General features: G+C 40.6%; 14 protein-coding genes. 7 read left to right on the plus strand and 7 right to left on the minus strand.

Features of this window, described 5'->3' with window-relative positions:
- Positions 1-26 precede the first annotated feature (26 nt).
- The 3 genes from K8B83_RS13190 to K8B83_RS13200 form a co-directional block, all read right to left on the minus strand.
- The gene (locus tag K8B83_RS13190; RefSeq protein ID WP_188737725.1) at positions 27-2063 is read right to left on the minus strand and encodes a TonB-dependent receptor plug domain-containing protein; all 2037 of its coding nucleotides are present in this window, start codon (positions 2061-2063) and stop codon (positions 27-29) included.
- Positions 2064-2671: 608 nt separating this feature from the next.
- Positions 2672-4096, minus strand: coding sequence for a LysM peptidoglycan-binding domain-containing protein (locus K8B83_RS13195; protein ID WP_188737723.1), 1425 nt, complete (start codon positions 4094-4096; stop codon positions 2672-2674).
- Positions 4097-4240: 144 nt separating this feature from the next.
- The gene (locus tag K8B83_RS13200) at positions 4241-5605 is read right to left on the minus strand and encodes an MATE family efflux transporter (protein ID WP_223417406.1); all 1365 of its coding nucleotides are present in this window, start codon (positions 5603-5605) and stop codon (positions 4241-4243) included.
- A gap of 502 nt (positions 5606-6107) precedes the next feature.
- On the opposite strand from K8B83_RS13200, the gene K8B83_RS13205 reads away from it, so the two are divergent.
- From K8B83_RS13205 to K8B83_RS13215, 3 genes are all read left to right on the plus strand, one after another.
- Complete coding sequence (locus K8B83_RS13205; RefSeq protein ID WP_188737721.1) at positions 6108-6821, plus strand: FadR/GntR family transcriptional regulator; 714 nt, start codon at positions 6108-6110, stop codon at positions 6819-6821.
- Positions 6822-7161: 340 nt separating this feature from the next.
- On the plus strand, positions 7162-9027 hold the full coding sequence (locus K8B83_RS13210; protein WP_223417407.1) for a putative nucleotidyltransferase substrate binding domain-containing protein: 1866 nt from the start codon (positions 7162-7164) through the stop codon (positions 9025-9027).
- Complete coding sequence (locus tag K8B83_RS13215) at positions 9027-9740, plus strand: 3'-5' exonuclease (protein WP_188737717.1); 714 nt, start codon at positions 9027-9029, stop codon at positions 9738-9740. The genes K8B83_RS13210 and K8B83_RS13215 overlap by 1 nt, the downstream gene beginning before the upstream one ends.
- A gap of 143 nt (positions 9741-9883) precedes the next feature.
- Here K8B83_RS13215 and K8B83_RS13220 read toward each other — a convergent pair whose 3' ends face one another.
- From K8B83_RS13220 to K8B83_RS13230, 3 genes are all read right to left on the minus strand, one after another.
- Positions 9884-10288 carry a PaaI family thioesterase gene (locus K8B83_RS13220; protein ID WP_188737715.1) on the minus strand — a complete coding sequence of 135 codons (405 nt, stop codon included), beginning with the start codon at positions 10286-10288 and terminating at the stop codon, positions 9884-9886.
- 124 nt (positions 10289-10412) lie between these two features.
- Positions 10413-12563, minus strand: coding sequence for a heparinase II/III domain-containing protein (locus K8B83_RS13225; RefSeq protein WP_188737713.1), 2151 nt, complete (start codon positions 12561-12563; stop codon positions 10413-10415).
- Between the two features lies 1 nt (position 12564).
- Positions 12565-14718, minus strand: a complete 2154-nt coding sequence (locus K8B83_RS13230; protein WP_188737711.1) for a heparinase II/III domain-containing protein — start codon at positions 14716-14718, stop codon at positions 12565-12567.
- Positions 14719-15020: 302 nt separating this feature from the next.
- Between K8B83_RS13230 and K8B83_RS13235 the strand changes: the two genes are divergently transcribed.
- The 4 genes from K8B83_RS13235 to K8B83_RS13250 all read left to right on the plus strand — a co-directional run bounded on the left by K8B83_RS13235 (position 15021) and on the right by K8B83_RS13250 (position 18826).
- On the plus strand, positions 15021-15356 hold the full coding sequence (locus tag K8B83_RS13235; protein WP_188737709.1) for a cupin domain-containing protein: 336 nt from the start codon (positions 15021-15023) through the stop codon (positions 15354-15356).
- A gap of 25 nt (positions 15357-15381) precedes the next feature.
- Positions 15382-16314, plus strand: coding sequence for a 2-dehydro-3-deoxygluconokinase (locus tag K8B83_RS13240; RefSeq protein WP_188737707.1), 933 nt, complete (start codon positions 15382-15384; stop codon positions 16312-16314).
- 17 nt (positions 16315-16331) lie between these two features.
- Positions 16332-16964, plus strand: coding sequence for a bifunctional 4-hydroxy-2-oxoglutarate aldolase/2-dehydro-3-deoxy-phosphogluconate aldolase (locus tag K8B83_RS13245; RefSeq protein ID WP_223417408.1), 633 nt, complete (start codon positions 16332-16334; stop codon positions 16962-16964).
- 89 nt (positions 16965-17053) lie between these two features.
- Positions 17054-18826 carry a sodium:solute symporter family transporter gene (locus K8B83_RS13250; RefSeq protein ID WP_188737700.1) on the plus strand — a complete coding sequence of 591 codons (1773 nt, stop codon included), beginning with the start codon at positions 17054-17056 and terminating at the stop codon, positions 18824-18826.
- Between the two features lie 58 nt (positions 18827-18884).
- Here the strand turns inward: K8B83_RS13250 and K8B83_RS13255 are convergent, their stop codons facing one another.
- Complete coding sequence (locus tag K8B83_RS13255; protein WP_223417409.1) at positions 18885-20207, minus strand: IS4 family transposase; 1323 nt, start codon at positions 20205-20207, stop codon at positions 18885-18887.
- Positions 20208-20243: the final 36 nt, after the last annotated feature.

A 20243-nucleotide genomic window follows, 5' to 3' on the forward strand; every position in this document is an offset into this window, starting at 1 on the left:
TAAAAAGTCACTTTTTTCATCGTAATTTAAAAATCAACGCTGACTTTAACAAAATAACTAGGGCCAACACTATAAGGCAGTAAAATGCTTTCGGCTTCATATTCTAGGTGGGCTGGGTAAAATAAGTTTTTACCGTAAGCCGATAACATAATATCGGGCGACACAGCCCAATTTAGCGCAATATCAACCCCTTTATAACTATCGATGGTTTTGTAACGAGTTCCTTCACCCGTGAGCGATTCTGTACTGTCAATAAAGCGCCAAACAACATTAACCCCCAGCGTTGTCAATGGTTGCCAATCAATAATGCTTGATACCATTTGCTCAGGGGCTTTAGTGTTTTGACCAAGCACATCATCGAATTCATTGCGAATATAGCTGTAGTTAATGCGCATTTGCAGCAAATCAGTAACAGCCCACATTGACGATAGCTCTGCACCATAGTTATATCCATCGTACTGGTTTTCAAAATAGGTATATTGGCTGACATAATCTGGATATGTACTAAAGTCGGTGATCCCTTCAGATGTACTACGTAATTTGTTATAATCGTTAAAGAACATCGCGACATCAAAAGACAAGGTGTTCATTGGCATGAAGCGATAACCCATTTCATATGAAATAATCTCTTCAGACTCATAATCCTCACTGCCTACCACAAAGACTTTAACTAAAGGCGATACCTCACTTGGTGCGATATTGACGGCGTTGACTGAAGTATTATTCTCAACTCTTGCTGGGGTTCTTAATGCCCTACCAACCGATCCCCATAGATTGTTTTGGTTATCAATCTGCCACATTAGCCGAACATTGGGCTGGATTTCAAACCCCGTATAATCATTGTGCTCAAAACGAGATGCAAAGGTAAGCCATAACTGGTCATCAACTATTGAAATTTCGTCACTAATAAATGCACTCCATAATTGAGTACTAGTTGAAGGTGACTCTGAGCTGGTTAAAATCGTCGATGAAGTTAAATCATCTTGAATAACGCGGTATCCTAAGCCCCAGAGGATATTATGGTCAGTGCCAAATAAAAATTGATGTTGAAAATCAATATCAAAGGTATTGGTTTTTAACTGATACAGTTCCTCTTCTCTATCGGCATAATCAAAATAGGCTTGCAGGCTGTATTCTGAGGTTGCAGTTAACGCTTTTGTGTATTTAGATAACAGATTCACACCTTCGCTTTTAAGCTCTTCATGATAAAAATCACGATAAGCAGGCCCCTCTACAGATGCAACATTTGATGCCTGCTCCATATTTGCCGTATAGGCGTCACTACTTAATGTAAAACTGGTGTCGGCTTCGAGCTGCACATCTATACGCCCACCCATTTGCAGGTGATTCCAGCTATTGTCTTTACTCACCGAGGCGGCAGATTCAACCAGATTACTATCTAAGTCTTGTGACTGATGCGCTAAGGAATCTCTTTGATTTGCTTTGATATAAACTCTTGATGTTGCACTGTCTGATAAGTGCGAACCATAACGAGTACCTGCAAAACCTTGTTCATAATCACCCACACCAAGTTCAGCATAACCACCTAGCGTATCAGCACTGTGCTTGGTAATGATGTTAATTACACCGTTAACTGCGTTCGCGCCCCATAGTGCAGCACTTGGGCCTCGAATCACCTCAATACGTTCAATATCGGCCATTAGGGTGTCTTGCACTTCCCAATATACGCCTGAAAATGCGGGGGAATATAATGTTCGGCCGTCCATCATCACTAACAATTTATTATTATAACGGCCATTAAAACCACGGCTACTGACTGCCCATTTTTGTGAGTCTAATTGGGCGACATGAAGCCCTGGTACATCCCGTAAAGCTTGAGGAATCGATGTTGCACCAGAATGACGGATAGCTTCATTTGTGATCACATATATCGCGGCGGGTGAATTTGATAAGGGCTGTTTTTGCTTTGAAACCGATGTAACCTCGACGCTCATCAATTCTTGTAAACTAAGATCTAATGAATCTGACTCATTTGCTATAAGTGGCAAGCTGGTAAACGCAGTTACGATTGCAGAGTAAGAAAATAAATTCAACTTCACCATGTTAACAAAGCCCTCAAATGTTATGCACAACTTACGAAACATTAATTCCATTTAAGACAAATTTACACGAACAAATAATAAAAGTATGCCATATTGATTGGATTTTTATAAAATTTTAATTTAGTGTTTATTTATTATATTCAGAGATAAAGTGAGATTAAGCAAGACGGATAATTGCGGGGATAGTTGTTGCAAGAATAGCTATTGTGGACCTAGTTATTGTGGACCTAATTCTTATCGGCATACGTTGATGTGAATGTAGTTGTTGTGGGCATTTCAGCCCTACATCAACGTTTTTACGCGGCATAAAATAATGTTATAAACCATGTTAACCAGCAAGAATGATCACATTCTTGCGTTGATTGGTATTAACCTCAACCCGACGGGCAGAGGCTTTTTGTAGTTTATGCTGCCCACAAATTTATTAATTTAGGGGGCTAAACGGTGCTTATATTCGATTTTCTGACAAAATAGAGTATGACTTATCAACAAAGTGAACACGTCAAACATAATCCGTTATACAATGTAGATTATTGTAATCTTTGCACAAACAATCTGAGCAAATAATATACAAACAACCCACCCTCGGACGGTCAAATAATAACCAACTAAAGTTGTCTTTGTTTATTATTAGACTGAGGATAAAATCTTAATGTTTTCCCCACTGACAATTTATCTCTATCGCTCATGTTATTCCAGCTGATAATTTGTTCAACACTGACTTTATATACTCTGGCAATACTCCAGAGCGTATCACCATACTGTACAGTGTGAGCAACTTTAGCGCCGGTATTAGTGGTAACTGCAATAGCTTTGCTATTAACTTTGGATACCGAAGGTTTATTGGCAGTTTGTTTTGCCGCAGACTGCGTTGCAGCACGTTCTACATCTAAAATAACTTGTGAAGCTGTGTGAGGCATATACAAAATATCGCCGGCAATAATTTTATCACCTTGAATGTCATTCATGGCTTTGATTTTTTCAACGCTGGTTTGGTGGCGCTGAGCAATCACAGTAATATTGTCACCATTTTGGATAAGATATTTATACCATTTTAGCCTTTCGTTAATATCGGTAGCGGCGAGTGCTTGTTTAAATTTATGAGCCTTACTCACAGGCACAACTAATTGATGGGGACCTTGTGGTGACGTAGCCCAACGATTAAAACCGGGGTTTAACTTTTGCAAACGCTTAACAGGGATCTTGGCTAACTTAGCTGCAACAGCCAAGTCAATTTGACTACCAACATCAATCACTTCAACCAACGGTTTATTGGGGATGGAATGTAAGGTAATACCATAACTCTCTGCGTTTTTAACTACATCGGCAATCGCTAATAATTGTGGCACATATTGTTTGGTTTCTGTGGGTAAAGGCAATGACCAAAAATCAGTTCCTAGTCCCTTTTCTTCGTTGTACCGTATTGCTTCTCTTAATCTGCCCTCACCTGCGTTATAAGCAGCAAGCGCATAAAGCCAATTGTCGGTTTTTTTATACAAGTATTCGAGCATATCAAGGGCAGCAGACGTTGCGGCAGGAACATCTTTACGGCCGTCGTACCACCAGTTCATGTCTAATCCAAAATGGCTTGCCATTGGCGAAGTAAATTGCCACAACCCGGATGCGTTGGCACTTGAATAAGCAAGCGGATTAAATGAACTTTCAACAATAGGAAGTAATGCAAGCTCTATGGGCAAATCACGATGCTCAAACTCTTGAACAATTAAATACAAAAATGGCCGAGCACGTTGAGATATTTGCTCTAAGTGCTTAGGGTTATCGATATACCATTGGCGATAACGGTTAACTAAGTGCTGGTCAGGTATGGGCATATCCATAGAAAAGCGGATCCGTTCCCATACATCACCAGACTCTTTGTATTCACGGCGTACTATCGATTTAGGGATCTTGTATTGCGTTGCATTTTGAGCGTTTTTTGCGGGTTTATGTGCTTTTACATCGTTTACTGCTGTAGTTTGACAACCACTTAACAGCATAAATCCCGTTGTTAAAAGGAAGAGTGATGTTTTCAATTATGGGTATTCCTAAACATTGACGCTGGTTGATTGAGTAATGCGTCTAACGCAAAATAGGATTAGTATAATTGAGAATTGTAGGCCTTACTATTAAATTCAATTGCTTGATATTTATGCTCAACGTTGTTAATTACTATCGTGTTAAATGAGCTTATCAGCGGTTTGACTATCAAATTCTGATAAGGTTTTTCTAGCAAGATATCGAAAAGGTAATGCTTTAACCGCTTCTTCAAATGGCATCACAGCAAAAGCCCAAAATAGTGAAGCATCAAAGTACAGTATTAACAATGCACATAGCGGAATAGAAATTAACCATTGCCCGGTAAAATTGATTTTAAACACTGCGGTCGTTTTGCCTAATGCACGCAATATATGACCATGTACTGTGTTATAGCCGCGGATAAACGGCAATAATATATAAAGCGGAGCAATGGCGGAGAGAGCTAAATAGGTTTCAGGGTCTAATCCTGGATAAATATCTGCAATAACAAAACTTAATCCCCAGAATAGCCCACAAGAACATACAGATAACACCACTGCCATAATAATACTTATATCAACATCTTGAGTTAAGTTGTCGAGCTTTTTAGAACCAATCGCCTGGCTAATCGTGATGGCAGAGGCATGCGCCCATGAGGTAATAAATTGTGTACCTCCTCGTATCCAGGGCATTAATAGTGTAATGGCGGCATAGGCATTAATAGACAGCTGCGAATACAATAATTGGTAGACTGTCGCACCAATTGACAACATAGTCACGTTAGCAGCGACTGGAAATATTTCAACGAAATGCAATTTAATATTATTTATGAACAATGCCATTTTACTGTTAAAAGAAAGGTCCAAACCTTGTTTATACTTTAAACATACAGTTAAAAAGACCATTCTTAAGCTAATCGCAATCACACTGCCTATCGCTGCACCAACGACCCCAAGCCCATGCCAATCAAAAACACCATAAATTAATATATAAGATGCGCAAGCATTAATAGGCAATTCAATTAAATAACTTTTAAAGGGTATTTTGCTTTGACCGAGTGCATTAAACATGGCCGTTATCACCTGAGTGATTGCAGTAAATAACACTAAATACTTTGCAACATTAAGATAGGCCGCTATTTCATTATACAGGTTAGCATTATCAGTAAGCCATTGAATAATATCGCCATCTAAAACTGTTAACATCACCCAAAAAAACACAGCAACAAGCATATTGATTAACATGCCAGACCAAAAACTGTTTGCTAATTTTTGGCTATTGCCTGAGCCCACCGCCCGGCTCATAACCAGTTGGGTTCCATTAGCCAGTGCCATCTGAATACCCAAAATAAATGCCACTATGGTTGTGGCTATCCCCATTGCCGCTAATGACACCTCCCCTAACGGGCTAACTAACAGCGTATCAATCATTAACATCGACTGCATTAACAAGGCATTTAATGCCAAAGGCCAACCTAGGGAAATATTGCGTTTAATATAAGCGTTCGATGTTAAAGGTAAAAACACAGTATTTCCTTACACAATAATGACAATAAACACAGTGAGTGAATCACGTCAGTAGGGCCTATTGAAGTCAAGGCGACTTCGGTTCGGTCATTAAAAGACAGGCATTAATGTCAATGCAATTTAGGTTTATCTATTTCCTTACAGCCTTGTAGATTACACATTAAGTAATACAAATGCATCTGATAATATAGTAAAAAACAGTCATGGTAATGTGCTTTCTTGCTCAAAAAGCACAAGGTGGCACACAAGAAAGAAAACAGAAAACTGATTTTAAACGCCAAAGATAGACGGATCAAAAATCAAACAACAACGACTTAAAAAAATATAATCCATTAATAAGATAGAAGAAAATACAAACAACACCATCAAACACGACTCATTTTTAAATCGATACATTTAACATAGCCATGTTAAGTCGACAGTAAAATATTACGCATTTATATCGTTGGTCTTTAGGTGTATAGTTGTCATTAAATAGTATTTATAATAAATAGAGATGATTATGATCGGTGATTTTGATTCGATTGCGGGCTCAAAGAGAAGTTTACATGTACAAGTCGCTCGTGAAATTGCGAGAAAGATATTGTCTGGCGAACTTGCTCAAAATTCGGTTATTCCGAGTGAAATCGATCTCTGCGATCAATTTGGTGTCAGTCGCACGGCACTTAGAGAAGCCGTTAAATTGCTCACATCAAAAGGCATGCTTAAATCAAAACCGAAAGTTGGTACTAAAGTGGTTGAGCGAGCCTACTGGAACTTTTTAGACTCGCAACTCATTGAATGGATGGACGGTATTTCTGATAATGACGAATTTTGTTGTCAATTTCTTGGATTACGTATTGCAATAGAACCTGAAGCCTGTGCCCTTGCCGCTCGCCATGCCACCGTAGAGCAACGAATGCAGCTGTCGGAAATCTTTGAAAAAATGTGCGACATTGCCAAAGCTGATGTATTTGATCAAGCAAAGTGGACCTCGGTTGACACCCAGTTTCATAGCTTAATTTTTAATGCCACCGGCAATGTATTTTACCTGCCCTTTGGTAACATCTTAACCACCATGTTTGCTAACTTTATCCATCACACGTCTGAAGATGGCAGCACATGTATTGAAGAACATCGTAAAATTTACAGCGCTATCATGTCTGGAAACAGCGAAAAAGCTCGCGCAGCATCGGCAGCTCACTTACTTACTGTTAAAGATAAATACCCAGCTTAATCATAAAAGTTATAGTCGTGTGTTTTATTAGGACAACAACAGCCTTTAATTGACTAAGTATGACAATGTTGTCGGTATTTTATTAATAGAAACATGTGTTAATACCAAAAATGTTTGCCTTCACGCATGACAACTGTGTGTTCATAATTTGTGTTATACCAATCAGGATAAAATACGTATTCAGAGATTGCGTAGCAAAAATCGCTTAGAATAACGCATAAATTGCAGCGAGCGAGTTGTTCTACCTTCAACATGGCTAACGACGTTATAAGAGATGTTAACCAGTAAGAATGATCACATTATTGTGCTGATTGTTATTAAGTACCAGAGGTTTTATGTTATGCCGCAATCTTTACTGCCTAATATATTGTCATTTATTAACCAGATAGACCCTTTTGATAAAATCGATAAAACAGAGTTAAGGGAGCTTTGCGGTCACGTTAAGATCTGCTACTTAGGCAAAGGCGAAAAAATTAACCTGGCAGAAAAAGATAAAGAGAAGTCGCTTTATATTGTTCGTACAGGTTCAATGGAGCAACGAAAAACCAATGGTGTGCTGCGCGCAAGGCTTGGTGCGGAAGATCTGTTTGGATTTACGTTTTTAGATTCTAACGTCAATGAAGACGAAGGGTATTACGCCACCGCAATTGAAAATACGCTGCTTTATTTAATTCCACACTCCGCACTGCAAACCTTATTTACACAATCACCTCATATTGCTGAGCATTTTGCCTCACAAGCACAAGTAAGGTTAAAGTCTGCTTTAGATGTTGTCTGGTCAAACAAAGAAAAAGGCTTATTTTTACGCCGTGTGGGTGATATTGCCACCGGCCGTATTGCTATTGTTACTGCTGACATGAGCATTAAACAAGTCGCTCATGAAATGCGTAATGTACTAAGAACATCTTGTGCTGTGATTTATAAAGACAATCACATCGTTGGCTTAATTACCGACCGCGATATGACCAAAAGAGTCATCGCAGATGGCGTTTCAGTGGAACGTCCCATCGAAGATGTGATGACCCTCTCGCCACACATTATTAAACCAGACGATCTTGTTTTGCATGCCGCGTCCTTAATGATGCAAAATAATATTCGTAACTTACCTGTGGTTAAAGACAATAAAGTCATTGGTTTATTAACCACGACACACCTGGTGCAAAATCACCGCATGCAAGCCATATTCTTGATTGATAAAATAAAATATGCAGGCAGCACCTCGGTTTTAGCCAGTTTTACCCCTGAACGACAAGCTATATTTGAAGCGTTAGTCGAAGGCAAAGTTGCACCAGAAACCATTGGCAAAGTAATGACCATGATTATGGACGCCTATACTCGGCGATTGATACATATCGCCATTGATAAGTTAGGCCCACCGCCCTGTGATTTTGCATGGATAGTGGCAGGCTCTCATGCGCGAAATGAAGTGCACATGTTATCCGACCAAGACAGTGCTATCGTGCTGGCCGATGATGCCACAGACAACGATAAAATCTACTTTAAACATTTAGCTAACCTGGTTACTCATGGATTAGCCAGCTGCCACTACCCTCTTTGCTCGGGCAATTATATGGGGTCCACGTCAAAGTGGTGCCAACCTGTGTCAATTTGGAAAGCCTATTATAAAAAATGGGTAGCAAACCCAGAATACGAATGCTTACTCAACATTAGTGTTTTTCTTGAAATTCGTACCATATATGGCAATGCAGAGTTTGAAACTGAACTGAGAAATGCACTGCACAGCAACATTAATAATAACCGCGAATTTTTAAGTAGCTTAGTCAAAGACGCCGTAAACACTAATCCCCCTTTAGGGATTTTTAACAAACTGGTACTTGAAAAAACCGGTGAAAACAAAAAAACTCTCGATGTAAAAAAATACGCGATTAACTTAATTATTGATCTTGCCCGTATCTATGGCCTCGCAGTTGAGTGTGATTTATCTGCCACCGATGAGCGTTTTAAAACCGCTAATGAAAAAGGCATACTCAGTGATGACTCATATAAAAATATTATTGGCGCGTATAAATTTATTTTATCGTTTAGGTTTAATCACCAATTAGTGGCTTTAAAACAAGGTGAAGAACCCAATAACAACATTAACCCCGACCATTTTGGTAGCTTTGAGCGTAAACATCTAAAAGATGCGTTTAAAATTATTGCTGACTTGCAAGAGGCGGCAAAAGTCAGGTTTGGGAGCCGTTAATGACATCATTTATTCATTACTTTCATCCCTTAATGCGCATAATGCGTGAACGTCAGCAATTTTTACTCAGTAATAAACTGCCTGACTTTATTCAAGATAACTTACTTGAAACCGTACCCACTCTATATGACACCGCAGAGTCATTTAACTATCTGGTGTTAGACTTTGAAACCACGGGATTAGACGTTGATAATGATTTAATTTTATCGATTGGCTGGGTTGAAATTATTGACTCACAAATTGATCTGGCATCGTGCAAACATCTTTACATTAACTCAAAATTACAAATCAACCCTGTAACAGCGGTAATTAACCATATTACCCCACAAATGCTAAACGAAGGAGATGCTATCCATGATGCAATTAAGGCATTATTTAGTGCATCAAAAAATAAAATTCTTGTAGCACATGGCTGCTTGGTAGAAGCACAATTTTTGCAAAAATACATGTTACGCAATTTTGGCTTATCAAGGTTACCTTTGCTCTGGTTAGACACGCTAAGTATCGAAAAACATATGGCAATGTCAGTCAATAACCCAGACATCGATTTAACACTAGCTGCAACCAGAGAGCGTTATAATTTACCCCAATACAATAGCCACAATGCCTTAGCTGATGCGGTATCGACTGCTGAGTTGTTTTTAGCCCAGCAAAAAAAATTACAACCGCAAAATAAAATGCGCTTTGCACAGCTGTACAAAATGAGTCAGTAAACTGATATAGCACACAATACTTAGGTGAAATAATAGCGATTAATAGCGACAGTGTGTATTGCAGTAACTCATTGATTATTTTGCAATGTATGTCAAACCAACAAAAAATTTACACCCGATAAAAATTAAAAATCAATAATGGTTTACACCTTTGGTATCGAGTAAGTACCAACAGCGTGAGCAATAGGTTCTAACTTACCTTCAGAATATAAAGTCACTTCGCCCACAACCAGTGTAGTCCCTAATTTTAGTAAATTGCATTTTGCAATAACATCCACCTCACTCGATGGCTTATTAAGAAAATTGATAGTTAAATTAGTGGTGACTGCAGACACCAATAAGCCTAGTTCGCCAAAAATAGTGGCATAAAGAGAAGCATCAATCAGTGCCATCATAAAAGGACCCGATACCGTGCCACCTGGCCTTAGATCTCGCTCAGTGACAGAGCGTCGAATAGTAGACTGTCGCGGTGAGATGCTCTCAATAACGATATTTGAATGAGCAAACTCTGTATCAAAAAAGTGCTGGATCTGTTCTATTGTCGCCATTCTACTGCTCTCGTTTTATTTTTATATATAAAATCTTACACATATTTAAAGTCAGTTGTCACGCTAACAAAAAAAGGTTGAACATCATATTCAACCTTTTTATACACTCACAGAACGTTTGGCTTTAGATTATCGCAAAAGCGCCCTGCCATTGATAAGTTTGACCATTAAACTCAACAGTATGATGAGCCTCTAACGCATCGCCACTGAGATTTGAAATCGCAACCGTATAGAAATGACCATTAGTGGTGCTAAAACTAACCACAGTGGCAATTTCATTGTGACCAACCACATCTACCTTGTTAACCAGGCCTCGCGCGCCAACAGAGGCTTCGATCGACTCATTAAAATAGCCATGTGTTTCTAACACTGAGGCAAATACATGGTTTTGCCCAGATTGGCGTAAAATAAATGCAGGTTCGCTGCGAAGATTAAAGTCTGGGTCATTCGCGCCGGTACGTGCAAAGATCACTTTGCTGTCTGGTGCCGCACTCGACACTAAACTGTAATAGCTATTGCCGTGCAGCCAGCTGAGTAAGCTGCTACCGCTGACATTACCTGAGCCAACATTCCATAAATGTTGGTAACCGTTGTCGGCGCCCAATGGCGTTAACCTTGACTCGGTTTGATAATCAAAGTCAGTGCGGATTATTTGCCCAGAATAATGCACAGGTAAATCGTATTGATGTGGTCTATCTGCCACAATCCGATACACATCGATAATCAATGGTTTTTCAAATTCAGCAATATCGGCAACAATGACAGTTCGTTGCATTTGTGTGCCATCGTAATAATCTGCAATACGGCCGCTCATCCCTTGTAAACTTGAGTCATCAGCCTTAAAAAAGTGTTTTTGGCCAAACTTAGATTCAGCAAGGGCGGTATCAAAATTGTTTTGCGTTTTTTGGTCAACAGTCACCGTATTGTGAGCGACGGTTTGCTTACAATAAGACTTGTTTTCAGGAATGTAACGCCCACCAAATTTAGGCTCAACGTTTACCCAACGGCCAAACCCATAGTCGTGTAATACTTCTTGGCCACGGTTAAACACACTTAAATGCAAACCATCGTAATGGCCGTGGTCAAGCGCAGAATGATATTGATGATCGCTACCGTGTTGGCCAAACCAGATAAGTGCCATGGTATCGTCATTTTTAGCATCGCGATGACGTAAAATACCTACGCCGCCCTTTTCACCTTCTGGCCCGTCTGTTACAAACAAGCTGCCCCAGCTAAAAGGTTTAATGTTATCGGTGTCTTTAACCGCGTTAGATAAAGTTAACCCAGAAATATGTACCCACACATCTTGCTGATGATTAGCCATACTCAGTAAGGTGTCATTTTGCTCATAACGGTGATAACACACGCTGGTGGCCATGATCACACCTTCATCATTAATGCTGATGGTTTTAGATGAATCATTTAGTGCTGGTAAGGTGCCGTCAGGAAACGCCGTCGACATTACCGCATAAGAGGTGGTTTTAATCACTGAGTTGTTAAATTGGTAAATGCCGATATCTGGTTGACGACGCTCAATGGCTTCGGCAAACAAGTAAATAGGCCGTAGCGAAAAGCGGTGATAATAAGGCCCTTCCATGTAATAGCCGTCTGGCGAGAACAATTGATCTAACTGCGCTAAAAATCCGCCACTGATTTTATCTAACTTAAGGCCAAACAGTGCTTTGTCCACTGATGCTTGATCGTTTATCGCATAACCACAAATACCTACGGCAGCCACTGCCCACAAGCCATGATTATGAATAATATCAAAATCATGCGCATAGGTAACAACAAACATATCAATCATTTGTTTAAGTAAGTTGTCTTCAATATGACGTTTTTGAGATTCATCTAAGGTGTGATAAATACAGCTATACGCGCACGATGCATAGAGCATCCACATGTTTTCATTGAGTGTTTGGTGAAAGAGCTTACCCGGTGGATTACTGTCACGGCTGACATTGCTTTCAAGTGTTGGGTACACAGTGGCGTAGGCGGTTAACATATTCACAATGTAATTGCGGTATTTATCTTCTTGAGTAATTAAAAATAACCGGCCAGCTAAATCCATGTGAATGTAATTTTGCTTATGGCGGTTATGCTCGTAACCGCCACCTTCACCGTGTCCTGGCACTTCAATGCCTACCGTAGCCATATAGTTGTCTGTTTGGGCAATGTCACGCGATAGGGCTTTGCCCAAAAGGGTGTCGGTATTGAGCGACTGTCTGAGCTGCGCTGCTTCTTCAAAATTGAGTAATAAAGGTTGGTAACTCATGTTATTTCTCCTGCTTAATGGCAGTAATGTCGACAGCGTAAGGGCCAGTCCATTGATAGTTTATCTGATTAAAAGTCACACTGTGTTGACTTGTTGCTGTGGTTAATTGATTACAAACCATAAGAATAATAAGCGAGTTACTGGTGAATATTTGCACCACCGAACCGACATCATTGTGACCTAAGACTTTGATGGACGACACTTTACCGCGAGCGTTTACCGACTGCTCAAACTCTTCATTAAAATATCCGTGAGTTTCAAGCACTGATGCTAACAAGGTTGTTTTACCTGCAGTGCGATAAATAAAAGCAGGTTCGCTACGTAAATTGAAACTTGGGTCATTAGCGCCTGTGCGCGTAAAAAACACTTCACTTGAGTCATTACTGCTGGTGCCAAGCCATGTGTAATAGGTGTTGTTTTGTAACCAACTGACTAAAGCGGTCTCACTCGGTTTACCGCTGGCGATATTCCACAAATGTTGGTAGCCATTGTCAGCACCTAACGTAGACACTTCTTGATGGCTTTGATAATCAAAGCTGGTGCGAATAATTTGCCCGGCATATTGATGAGAATAGTCGTATTGATGCTCACTCTCGCCCGCTAAACGATATAAATCGATTAACAGAGGCGATTCAAGCTCATCTAGCGCCAACATAAACACGCTACGCTGCATCGATAAACCATCATAATGTTGGTTCGCAAAAGCACTCATGCCGCTAATCACATCGCTGTCGACACTAAAAAAGTGCGGTATGCCGTGTACACTGTCTGCTCGGGCGACGTCAAAGTTGTTTTGGCACTTTTCATCAACGGTAACAGCATTATGTGCAATCGTTTGCCGTGCATAAGATTTGTTTTCGTCAAGATAACGGCCGCCAAATTTAGGCTCAACATTAACCCAACGGGCAAAACCATATTCACGTAGTACTTCCTGGCCACGGTTAAAGAAACTGATCCCTAAGGTGTCAAAATTACCGTGCCCCATACCATGCTGGCCGTAATTCATCACCAGTTGCGACACATCACCGTTTTTATCCTGCATGCGGATAAAACCTTGTGCGCCATGGGTACCATCAGGGCCTTCGTTTAACTCTACACTTGGCCAAAATGGCATGCCAACACTGGCCTTTTGCTCTGCTTGTTCAAGTGCACGCGACAACACTAATCCACATGGATGCATCCAAACTCTGTCTTGAATTTTAGCCATGCCTAATAAGTTATCGTCAACACCATAATGTTTGCTATACACACTCACAGCAACTTGTACGCCCATGTCAGTAATCGACATAGTACGTGACGCATCATTTAATGCTGGGAATTCGCCATTAGGATAGGCAGTCGACAATAAGGCTTCAACTGTATTACCAATCACTTTGTCTTTGTAGTTGTATATATCCACTTCAGGCATATGGCGATGTAACACTTCAGCAAATAAACAGGTTGGACGGATGGCGTAGCGATGATAATAAGGCCCTTCCATGTAGTAACCAGATGGTGCAAACAATTGCGAAATTTGCGCAAGAAAACCACCGCTGTCATTACGCTCTATGCCGTAAACCGCCATATCTAAATATTCTCGCTTACCGATTGCTAAGCCACAAATGCCTACCGCAGCGACGGCCCAAATACCGTGATTATGGATACGGTCAAAGTCATGGGCATATTTAACCGTAAACATCTCTAACATAGGTTCAAATATTTGGCTTTCTATGCGGTTACGTTGCGCTGGGGTCATCACTTGTGACACGCAAGAATAGGCAAGGCTTGTGAATAATAACCAGCAATGTTCGTTTAATATTTGGTGAAATAAACGCCCTGTTGGGTTCGTGTTTTTTTGCACATGAAAATCAAATGTTAAATACTTATCTGCATACTCGTCTAATAGCGCAATAACAAAGTCTGCATACTGTTGCTGCTCAGTGATTAAAAACAACCGACCGGCTAAATTCATATAGGTGTAGTTTTGCTTGTGTCGGTTATGTTCATAACCACCCGCCTCACCGTGCCCAGGCACATCGATAGGCAAAGCCATAAAATTTTGCAGTTCATTGATATGGGCAGCTATTGTTTTCCCCATCAAACTTGTGCGTCCAAACTCTTTACGTAAATCGGCTATTTCTGCCTGCGTAAGTAAGATGGGCGTTGTTATGGTCATAGTATTTACCTTTTGGCTAATAACTTATCTTCATCGCATCTAAATTTGTATGACAATATTGTCATACAAATTAGCTTTTTTACAATGATTTTTATCAAATACACCTAAAATATACGCTTTTATTTCAATTTATCTAAACTTATTCAAAAATATTTTAAATAATAAGCACCTGTATTTAAATGGTTTTATTTCTATATTACCGATTTACACACCATTGGTAAGAACTAATTGTATTACAATATGTATTTAATGTTTATTATTTGTATAATGAAGGCAACATATAATGCAGTTGGAGAACGAACATGAATCCTTTTTTTATCGCTGATGATCACCCCTGGGAAAATTTAGGTGATGGTATAAAACGTAAAATCGTTGGATACACTGACGAATTAATGGCTGTGCATTTAAATTTTGATAAAGGCGCCATCGGTTATGTGCATGCACACGAGATCCACGATCAAATAGGTTATGTCATTCGTGGCAGCTTTGAAGCTGAAGTCGATGGCAAAAAGCAAGTGCTTAAAGCCGGCGATGCCTATATTGCTCGCAAACACCTTATGCACGGAGCTGTCGCCCTAGAGCATGACAGTGTGTTGCTTGACATGTTCTCTCCTGCCCGCGAAGACTTTTTAAAGTAATCGATACTCATTATAAGGTAACAGCATGAAACCATTGAAAATTGCAATTATTGGCGAATGTATGGTTGAGCTTCAAAAGAAATTGAGCGGCTTAAAGCAAGCTTTTGGTGGCGACACACTCAACACAGCATTGTACCTTGCTCGTTTAACTCAAGCTCAGTCAATTACCACCAGCTATGTAACGGCTCTCGGTTATGACTCATTCAGTGAGCAAATGTTAGCCGCCTGGCAGGCTGAAGGCATTGACACCAGTTTAGTATTGCAACTAGCTCATAAAAACCCTGGTTTGTACTACATTGAAACCGATGACACTGGTGAGCGCAGTTTTCATTATTGGCGTAATGATTCAGCGGCAAAATACCTGTTTGATCAGCCAGAATCTGAACATCTTACAGAGCAATTGCTCAGTTACGATTATCTGTTAATTACTGGTATTACCCTGGCAATATTAACTGAGTCAGGCAGAAGCACATTATTTTCGTTACTCAGTGAATTTAAGCGCCGTGGCGGTAAAGTGATTTTTGATAATAATTACCGCCCCAAATTGTGGTCAAACCCACAGCAAACAATGGATGAATACGCTAAAGCATTAGCCTTAACAGATATTGCCATACTCACCTTTGATGACGAAATACAATTGTACGGTGATACAGAGGTTACACAATGCATTAGCCGTACACAAACAGCAGGCGTAACAGAACTCATCATTAAAAGAGGCGCTGAGGATTGTATAGTCATTGAAAATAATCAAACCAGTTATGTAGCAGCAACCCCTGTAAGCAACATTATTGACACCACAGCAGCTGGCGACTCATTTAATGCTGGCTTTTTAGCTAAACGCCTCAGTCAAGGCAGCGCAGTACAAGCCGCATTAGCAGGACACATTATGGCCAGTACCGTGATCCAATATCCCGGAGCCATTATTCCCATGGTTGCCATGCCAGAAATCCAATTATAAATAGCCTCGAGAATACCATGATTTTGATGAACGATTTATTAGCTAAACATAAACTCATCCCTGTTATTGCCATTAATAAGACCTCAGATGCGGTCCCGCTAGCAAAAACACTGATTGATAACGGCATGCCAAGCGCTGAAGTCACCTTTAGAACAGACTGCGCAGCCGATGCCATTAAAGCTATGCGAGACGCATTTCCTTTAATGTTTATTGGTGCGGGGACCATTTTAACCACAGAGCAAGCCGATCAGGCGATAGATGCTGGAGTCGACTTTATTGTTAGCCCAGGGTTTAATCCACGTGTGGTGCAACACTGTCTTGATAAAGGCATGCCAATTGTGCCCGGCGTCAACAACCCAAGCCTGGTTGAACAAGCCATGGAAATGGGGCTCAGAACACTTAAGTTTTTCCCTGCTGAGCCCTCTGGTGGCGTTAACATGCTTAAGGCTTTAACTGCCGTTTATCCGGTAACGTTTATGCCAACGGGTGGGGTGAATTTAGACAATATTGATTCGTATCTTGATATCCCTGCTGTGCTTGCTTGTGGCGGCACCTGGATGGTTCCCACTAACCTGATTGACTCAGGACAATGGGATGAAATTGGCCGTTTAGTGCGCGTTGCTGTATCACATATTCATAATTCAAAATAAATACTATTTGACCATACAGGCTATGGTCTTTTTTTCGCGGTTAACATTGTTAACACAAAAATGAGCTTTTTATTTATCGAGGCTAAATCATGACTATTGATATGCTTGTCGTACTTGCCTATTTTTTCTTCTTAATTGCCATTGGGTGGATGTTTAGAAAATTCACTACATCTACCAGTGATTACTTTAGAGGTGGCGGCAAAATGTTGTGGTGGATGGTTGGGGCCACCGCATTCATGACTCAGTTTAGCGCATGGACCTTTACCGGTGCTGCGGGTCGGGCTTTTTCTGACGGGTTTGTCGTTGTTGTGTTGTTTTTAGCCAATGCCTTTGGCTATTTAATGAATTACCTCTACTTCGCACCTAGGTTTAGACAACTTAGAGTCGTCACCGCGATTGAAGCGATCCGCCAACGTTTTGGTAAAACATCAGAGCAGTTTTTTACCTGGGCGGGCATGCCTGACTCATTAATTTCCGCAGGTATATGGCTTAATGGTTTAGCGATTTTTGTATCGGCTGTGTTTGATATCCCAATGGAAACCACCATCATAGTGACCGGTGCAGTACTGGTTATTATGTCAGTCACGGGTGGGTCTTGGGCGGTTGTCGCCTCTGATTTCATGCAAATGATTGTCATTATGGCCGTGACCATTACCTGTGCAATAGCAGCTTATTTTTATGGTGGTGGGATCGGCAATATCATCGACAAATTCCACGGTAACTTTGTGTTGGGCAATGACTTAAATTACGTCAGCATATTTGTACTCTGGGTAGTGTTTATCTTTGTTAAGCAATTTGGCGTGATGAACAACAGCATTAATGCATATCGTTATTTATGTGCCAAAGACAGTGAAAATGCCAAAAAGGCCGCTGCCCTCGCCTGCATATTAATGGTTGTTGGCCCATTAATTTGGTTTTTACCGCCTTGGTATGTAAGCGCATTTATGCCTGAATTTGCCTTGCAATATGCTTCAATGGGCGACAAAGCGGGCGATGCAGCCTATTTAGCCTTTGTACAAGAAGTGATGCCTGCCGGTATGGTCGGCTTGTTAATGTCGGCCATGTTTGCCGCCACCATGTCGTCAATGGACTCAGGCTTAAACCGTAATGCAGGCATCTTTGTCTGTAACTTCTATTCACCGATATTACGTGAGCATGCCTCGCAAAAAGAGTTAGTCACCGTGAGTAAAATCACCACTGTCATCATGGGCGTTATCATGATTTTGATTGGCTTGTTTATCAACTCTCTTAGTCACTTAAGCTTGTTCGATATTGTATTAAACGTTGGAGCATTAATCGGCTTCCCGATGTTAATTCCGGTATTACTTGGCATGTGGATCCGTAACACACCAGACTGGTCTGGTTGGACAACCTTAATTGTGGGTGGTTTTGTGTCTTACGTCTTTGGTATTGCGCTAACAGCTGGACAATTTGAAGCTATATTAGGTTTAGAAACGCCACTTACCGATCGTGAATGGTCTGACTTAAAGATTGGCCTAAGCTTAGCGGCGCACGTTATTTTTACTGGTGGTTTCTTCTTTACGACCATGCTGTTTTATAAAGGCTTAACCCCTGAACGAGAAAAAGAAGTCGACCAACTGTTTATTAACTGGAACACCCCTGTTATTGCAGACAGTGAAGATCAGCAAACCCTAGACACTAAACAGCGTTCAATGCTCGGTAACCTCATTACCGTTGCAGGTTTTGGTGTGTTGATTATGGCGTTAATCCCTAATGAACCTACAGGTCGATTAATGTTCTTACTTTGTGGTTCGATTGTGTTAATTGTTGGTGTATTACTGGTTTATGCTGCACGTTCTGGCAATGGAAGCGTTAAAAAAGCTGTGGTACAAAACGCGTAGATGACATCGGCATTGCATCATATAAAAAGGCCTTATAGAAATATATAATGCCGCTCGCTTAACAGTGAGCGGCTCTTTTCTTATAGGGGTAACGTGGTGCTTTATATAGCACTTGTCTTGGAAATGGTTTTCGCTTTCTTTTTTTTGGTAGGATTAATCGCTTTCCATTCTCCCTAAGGTTTTGCAGCTTTTTAGGGATCGTTCCAGGTGTCCGTCCTGAGCACCATAGGAACTCATCTTGAATGAGTCTTAATGCATTGATAAAGCTTATTCTTAATGGCTCTACGTCATGAGATTCTGCCATCCTTTTCATTTCTAATCGAACTAGGTTATAAGAAATTAAGATTCCCCATAGTTCTTGATAAATACCTTCGACTTTTTGGCTTCTAAGAATGGCTTGATTATTCAGTTGACCTTGCTTGAGTTCACCATAACTCTGCTCTATTTCCCAGCGTTCCCAATAAACGTTAATGATATCTTTCAATGGGTAGGTAATCGGGCATTCTAGTGAGGTTATAAACCCTTTGATTTCTCCTTTAGGCACAGGAATAAGCACCAAACGAGCTTGCCAACTATCCCTAAGGTGAGGATATTTTCTTTTTGCATCAGGTGACACAGGCATTTTTATCAGTTTATCGTGCTCTGAGTATTCTTCTAAAACTTCGTACCTAAATTTGCTTTTTATTGGTGTGAGCCAGTGAGTATTCGCTCCTGCTCCACGCCATGATTCAAAAAGCTCTGCAGACATGAAACCACGGTCAAAAAGAGTCAAAGAATTATCTGGGGCTGAGCCTACAAGTTGTTGAGCATAAGATATTTCACTGTTTGTTATGGGGCCGAAGGCGGCATCAGAAATGAGGTGCGTTCGTGTTGACATGAGCGTCACAGCAAGGACCGAGGGGAATGTTGATTTACCTCTGGCGTAGCCTAACTTTTTATTATCTTCAGTTTCTGGCGTTTTAAATTGAGTGCCATCAACGCTAAGAAGCTTAAGACCGCAGACTGAGTCTGACTGTCCTTCAGCTTCCCAGTGAGTTGCCGTGGTGTGAAATAGGTACCGCAATGGTTCATAACCAATGCGCTGTCTAGCTTTAACAATGCTGCTCGTGGCTAAGGGGGGCAAATCGCCTTTTGAATCAGGAAAAGCCAATTCCAATTTATCGCAAACATCGCTAATAGAACGATTACGCATCAAACCAATCCCAAGTACCAACCAAACGGCTTGTTCAGCAGGGAATCTTCTCTTTCTGACGGCGGCACGGCCTGTTTGATTAACGGCTTCCGATACCCATTCGATAGGGATATTTTTGCGAAATGAGTCGATTGACTCTGGAAAATGCAATTCAGCAGTCGCTTGTAACTCTAAAGAAAATTCAGACATAAAAAATCGGCCTCAGAAATAAATCTAAGACCGATT

This window comes from Shewanella inventionis (assembly GCF_019931735.1).
GTDB lineage: Bacteria > Pseudomonadota > Gammaproteobacteria > Enterobacterales > Shewanellaceae > Shewanella > Shewanella inventionis.

What these genes read in the sequence shown, in the direction of transcription:
- K8B83_RS13190 (WP_188737725.1), bottom strand. Translation starts at nt 2,063, where the DNA reads ATGGTGAAGTTGAATTTATTTTCTTACTCTGCAATCGTAACTGCGTTT.
- K8B83_RS13205 (WP_188737721.1), top strand. Translation starts at nt 6,108, where the DNA reads ATGATCGGTGATTTTGATTCGATTGCGGGCTCAAAGAGAAGTTTACAT.
- K8B83_RS13210 (WP_223417407.1), top strand. Translation starts at nt 7,162, where the DNA reads ATGCCGCAATCTTTACTGCCTAATATATTGTCATTTATTAACCAGATA.
- K8B83_RS13215 (WP_188737717.1), top strand. Translation starts at nt 9,027, where the DNA reads ATGACATCATTTATTCATTACTTTCATCCCTTAATGCGCATAATGCGT.
- K8B83_RS13220 (WP_188737715.1), bottom strand. Translation starts at nt 10,288, where the DNA reads ATGGCGACAATAGAACAGATCCAGCACTTTTTTGATACAGAGTTTGCT.
- K8B83_RS13225 (WP_188737713.1), bottom strand. Translation starts at nt 12,563, where the DNA reads ATGAGTTACCAACCTTTATTACTCAATTTTGAAGAAGCAGCGCAGCTC.
- K8B83_RS13230 (WP_188737711.1), bottom strand. Translation starts at nt 14,718, where the DNA reads ATGACCATAACAACGCCCATCTTACTTACGCAGGCAGAAATAGCCGAT.
- K8B83_RS13235 (WP_188737709.1), top strand. Translation starts at nt 15,021, where the DNA reads ATGAATCCTTTTTTTATCGCTGATGATCACCCCTGGGAAAATTTAGGT.
- K8B83_RS13240 (WP_188737707.1), top strand. Translation starts at nt 15,382, where the DNA reads ATGAAACCATTGAAAATTGCAATTATTGGCGAATGTATGGTTGAGCTT.
- K8B83_RS13245 (WP_223417408.1), top strand. Translation starts at nt 16,332, where the DNA reads ATGATTTTGATGAACGATTTATTAGCTAAACATAAACTCATCCCTGTT.
- K8B83_RS13250 (WP_188737700.1), top strand. Translation starts at nt 17,054, where the DNA reads ATGACTATTGATATGCTTGTCGTACTTGCCTATTTTTTCTTCTTAATT.
- K8B83_RS13255 (WP_223417409.1), bottom strand. Translation starts at nt 20,207, where the DNA reads ATGTCTGAATTTTCTTTAGAGTTACAAGCGACTGCTGAATTGCATTTT.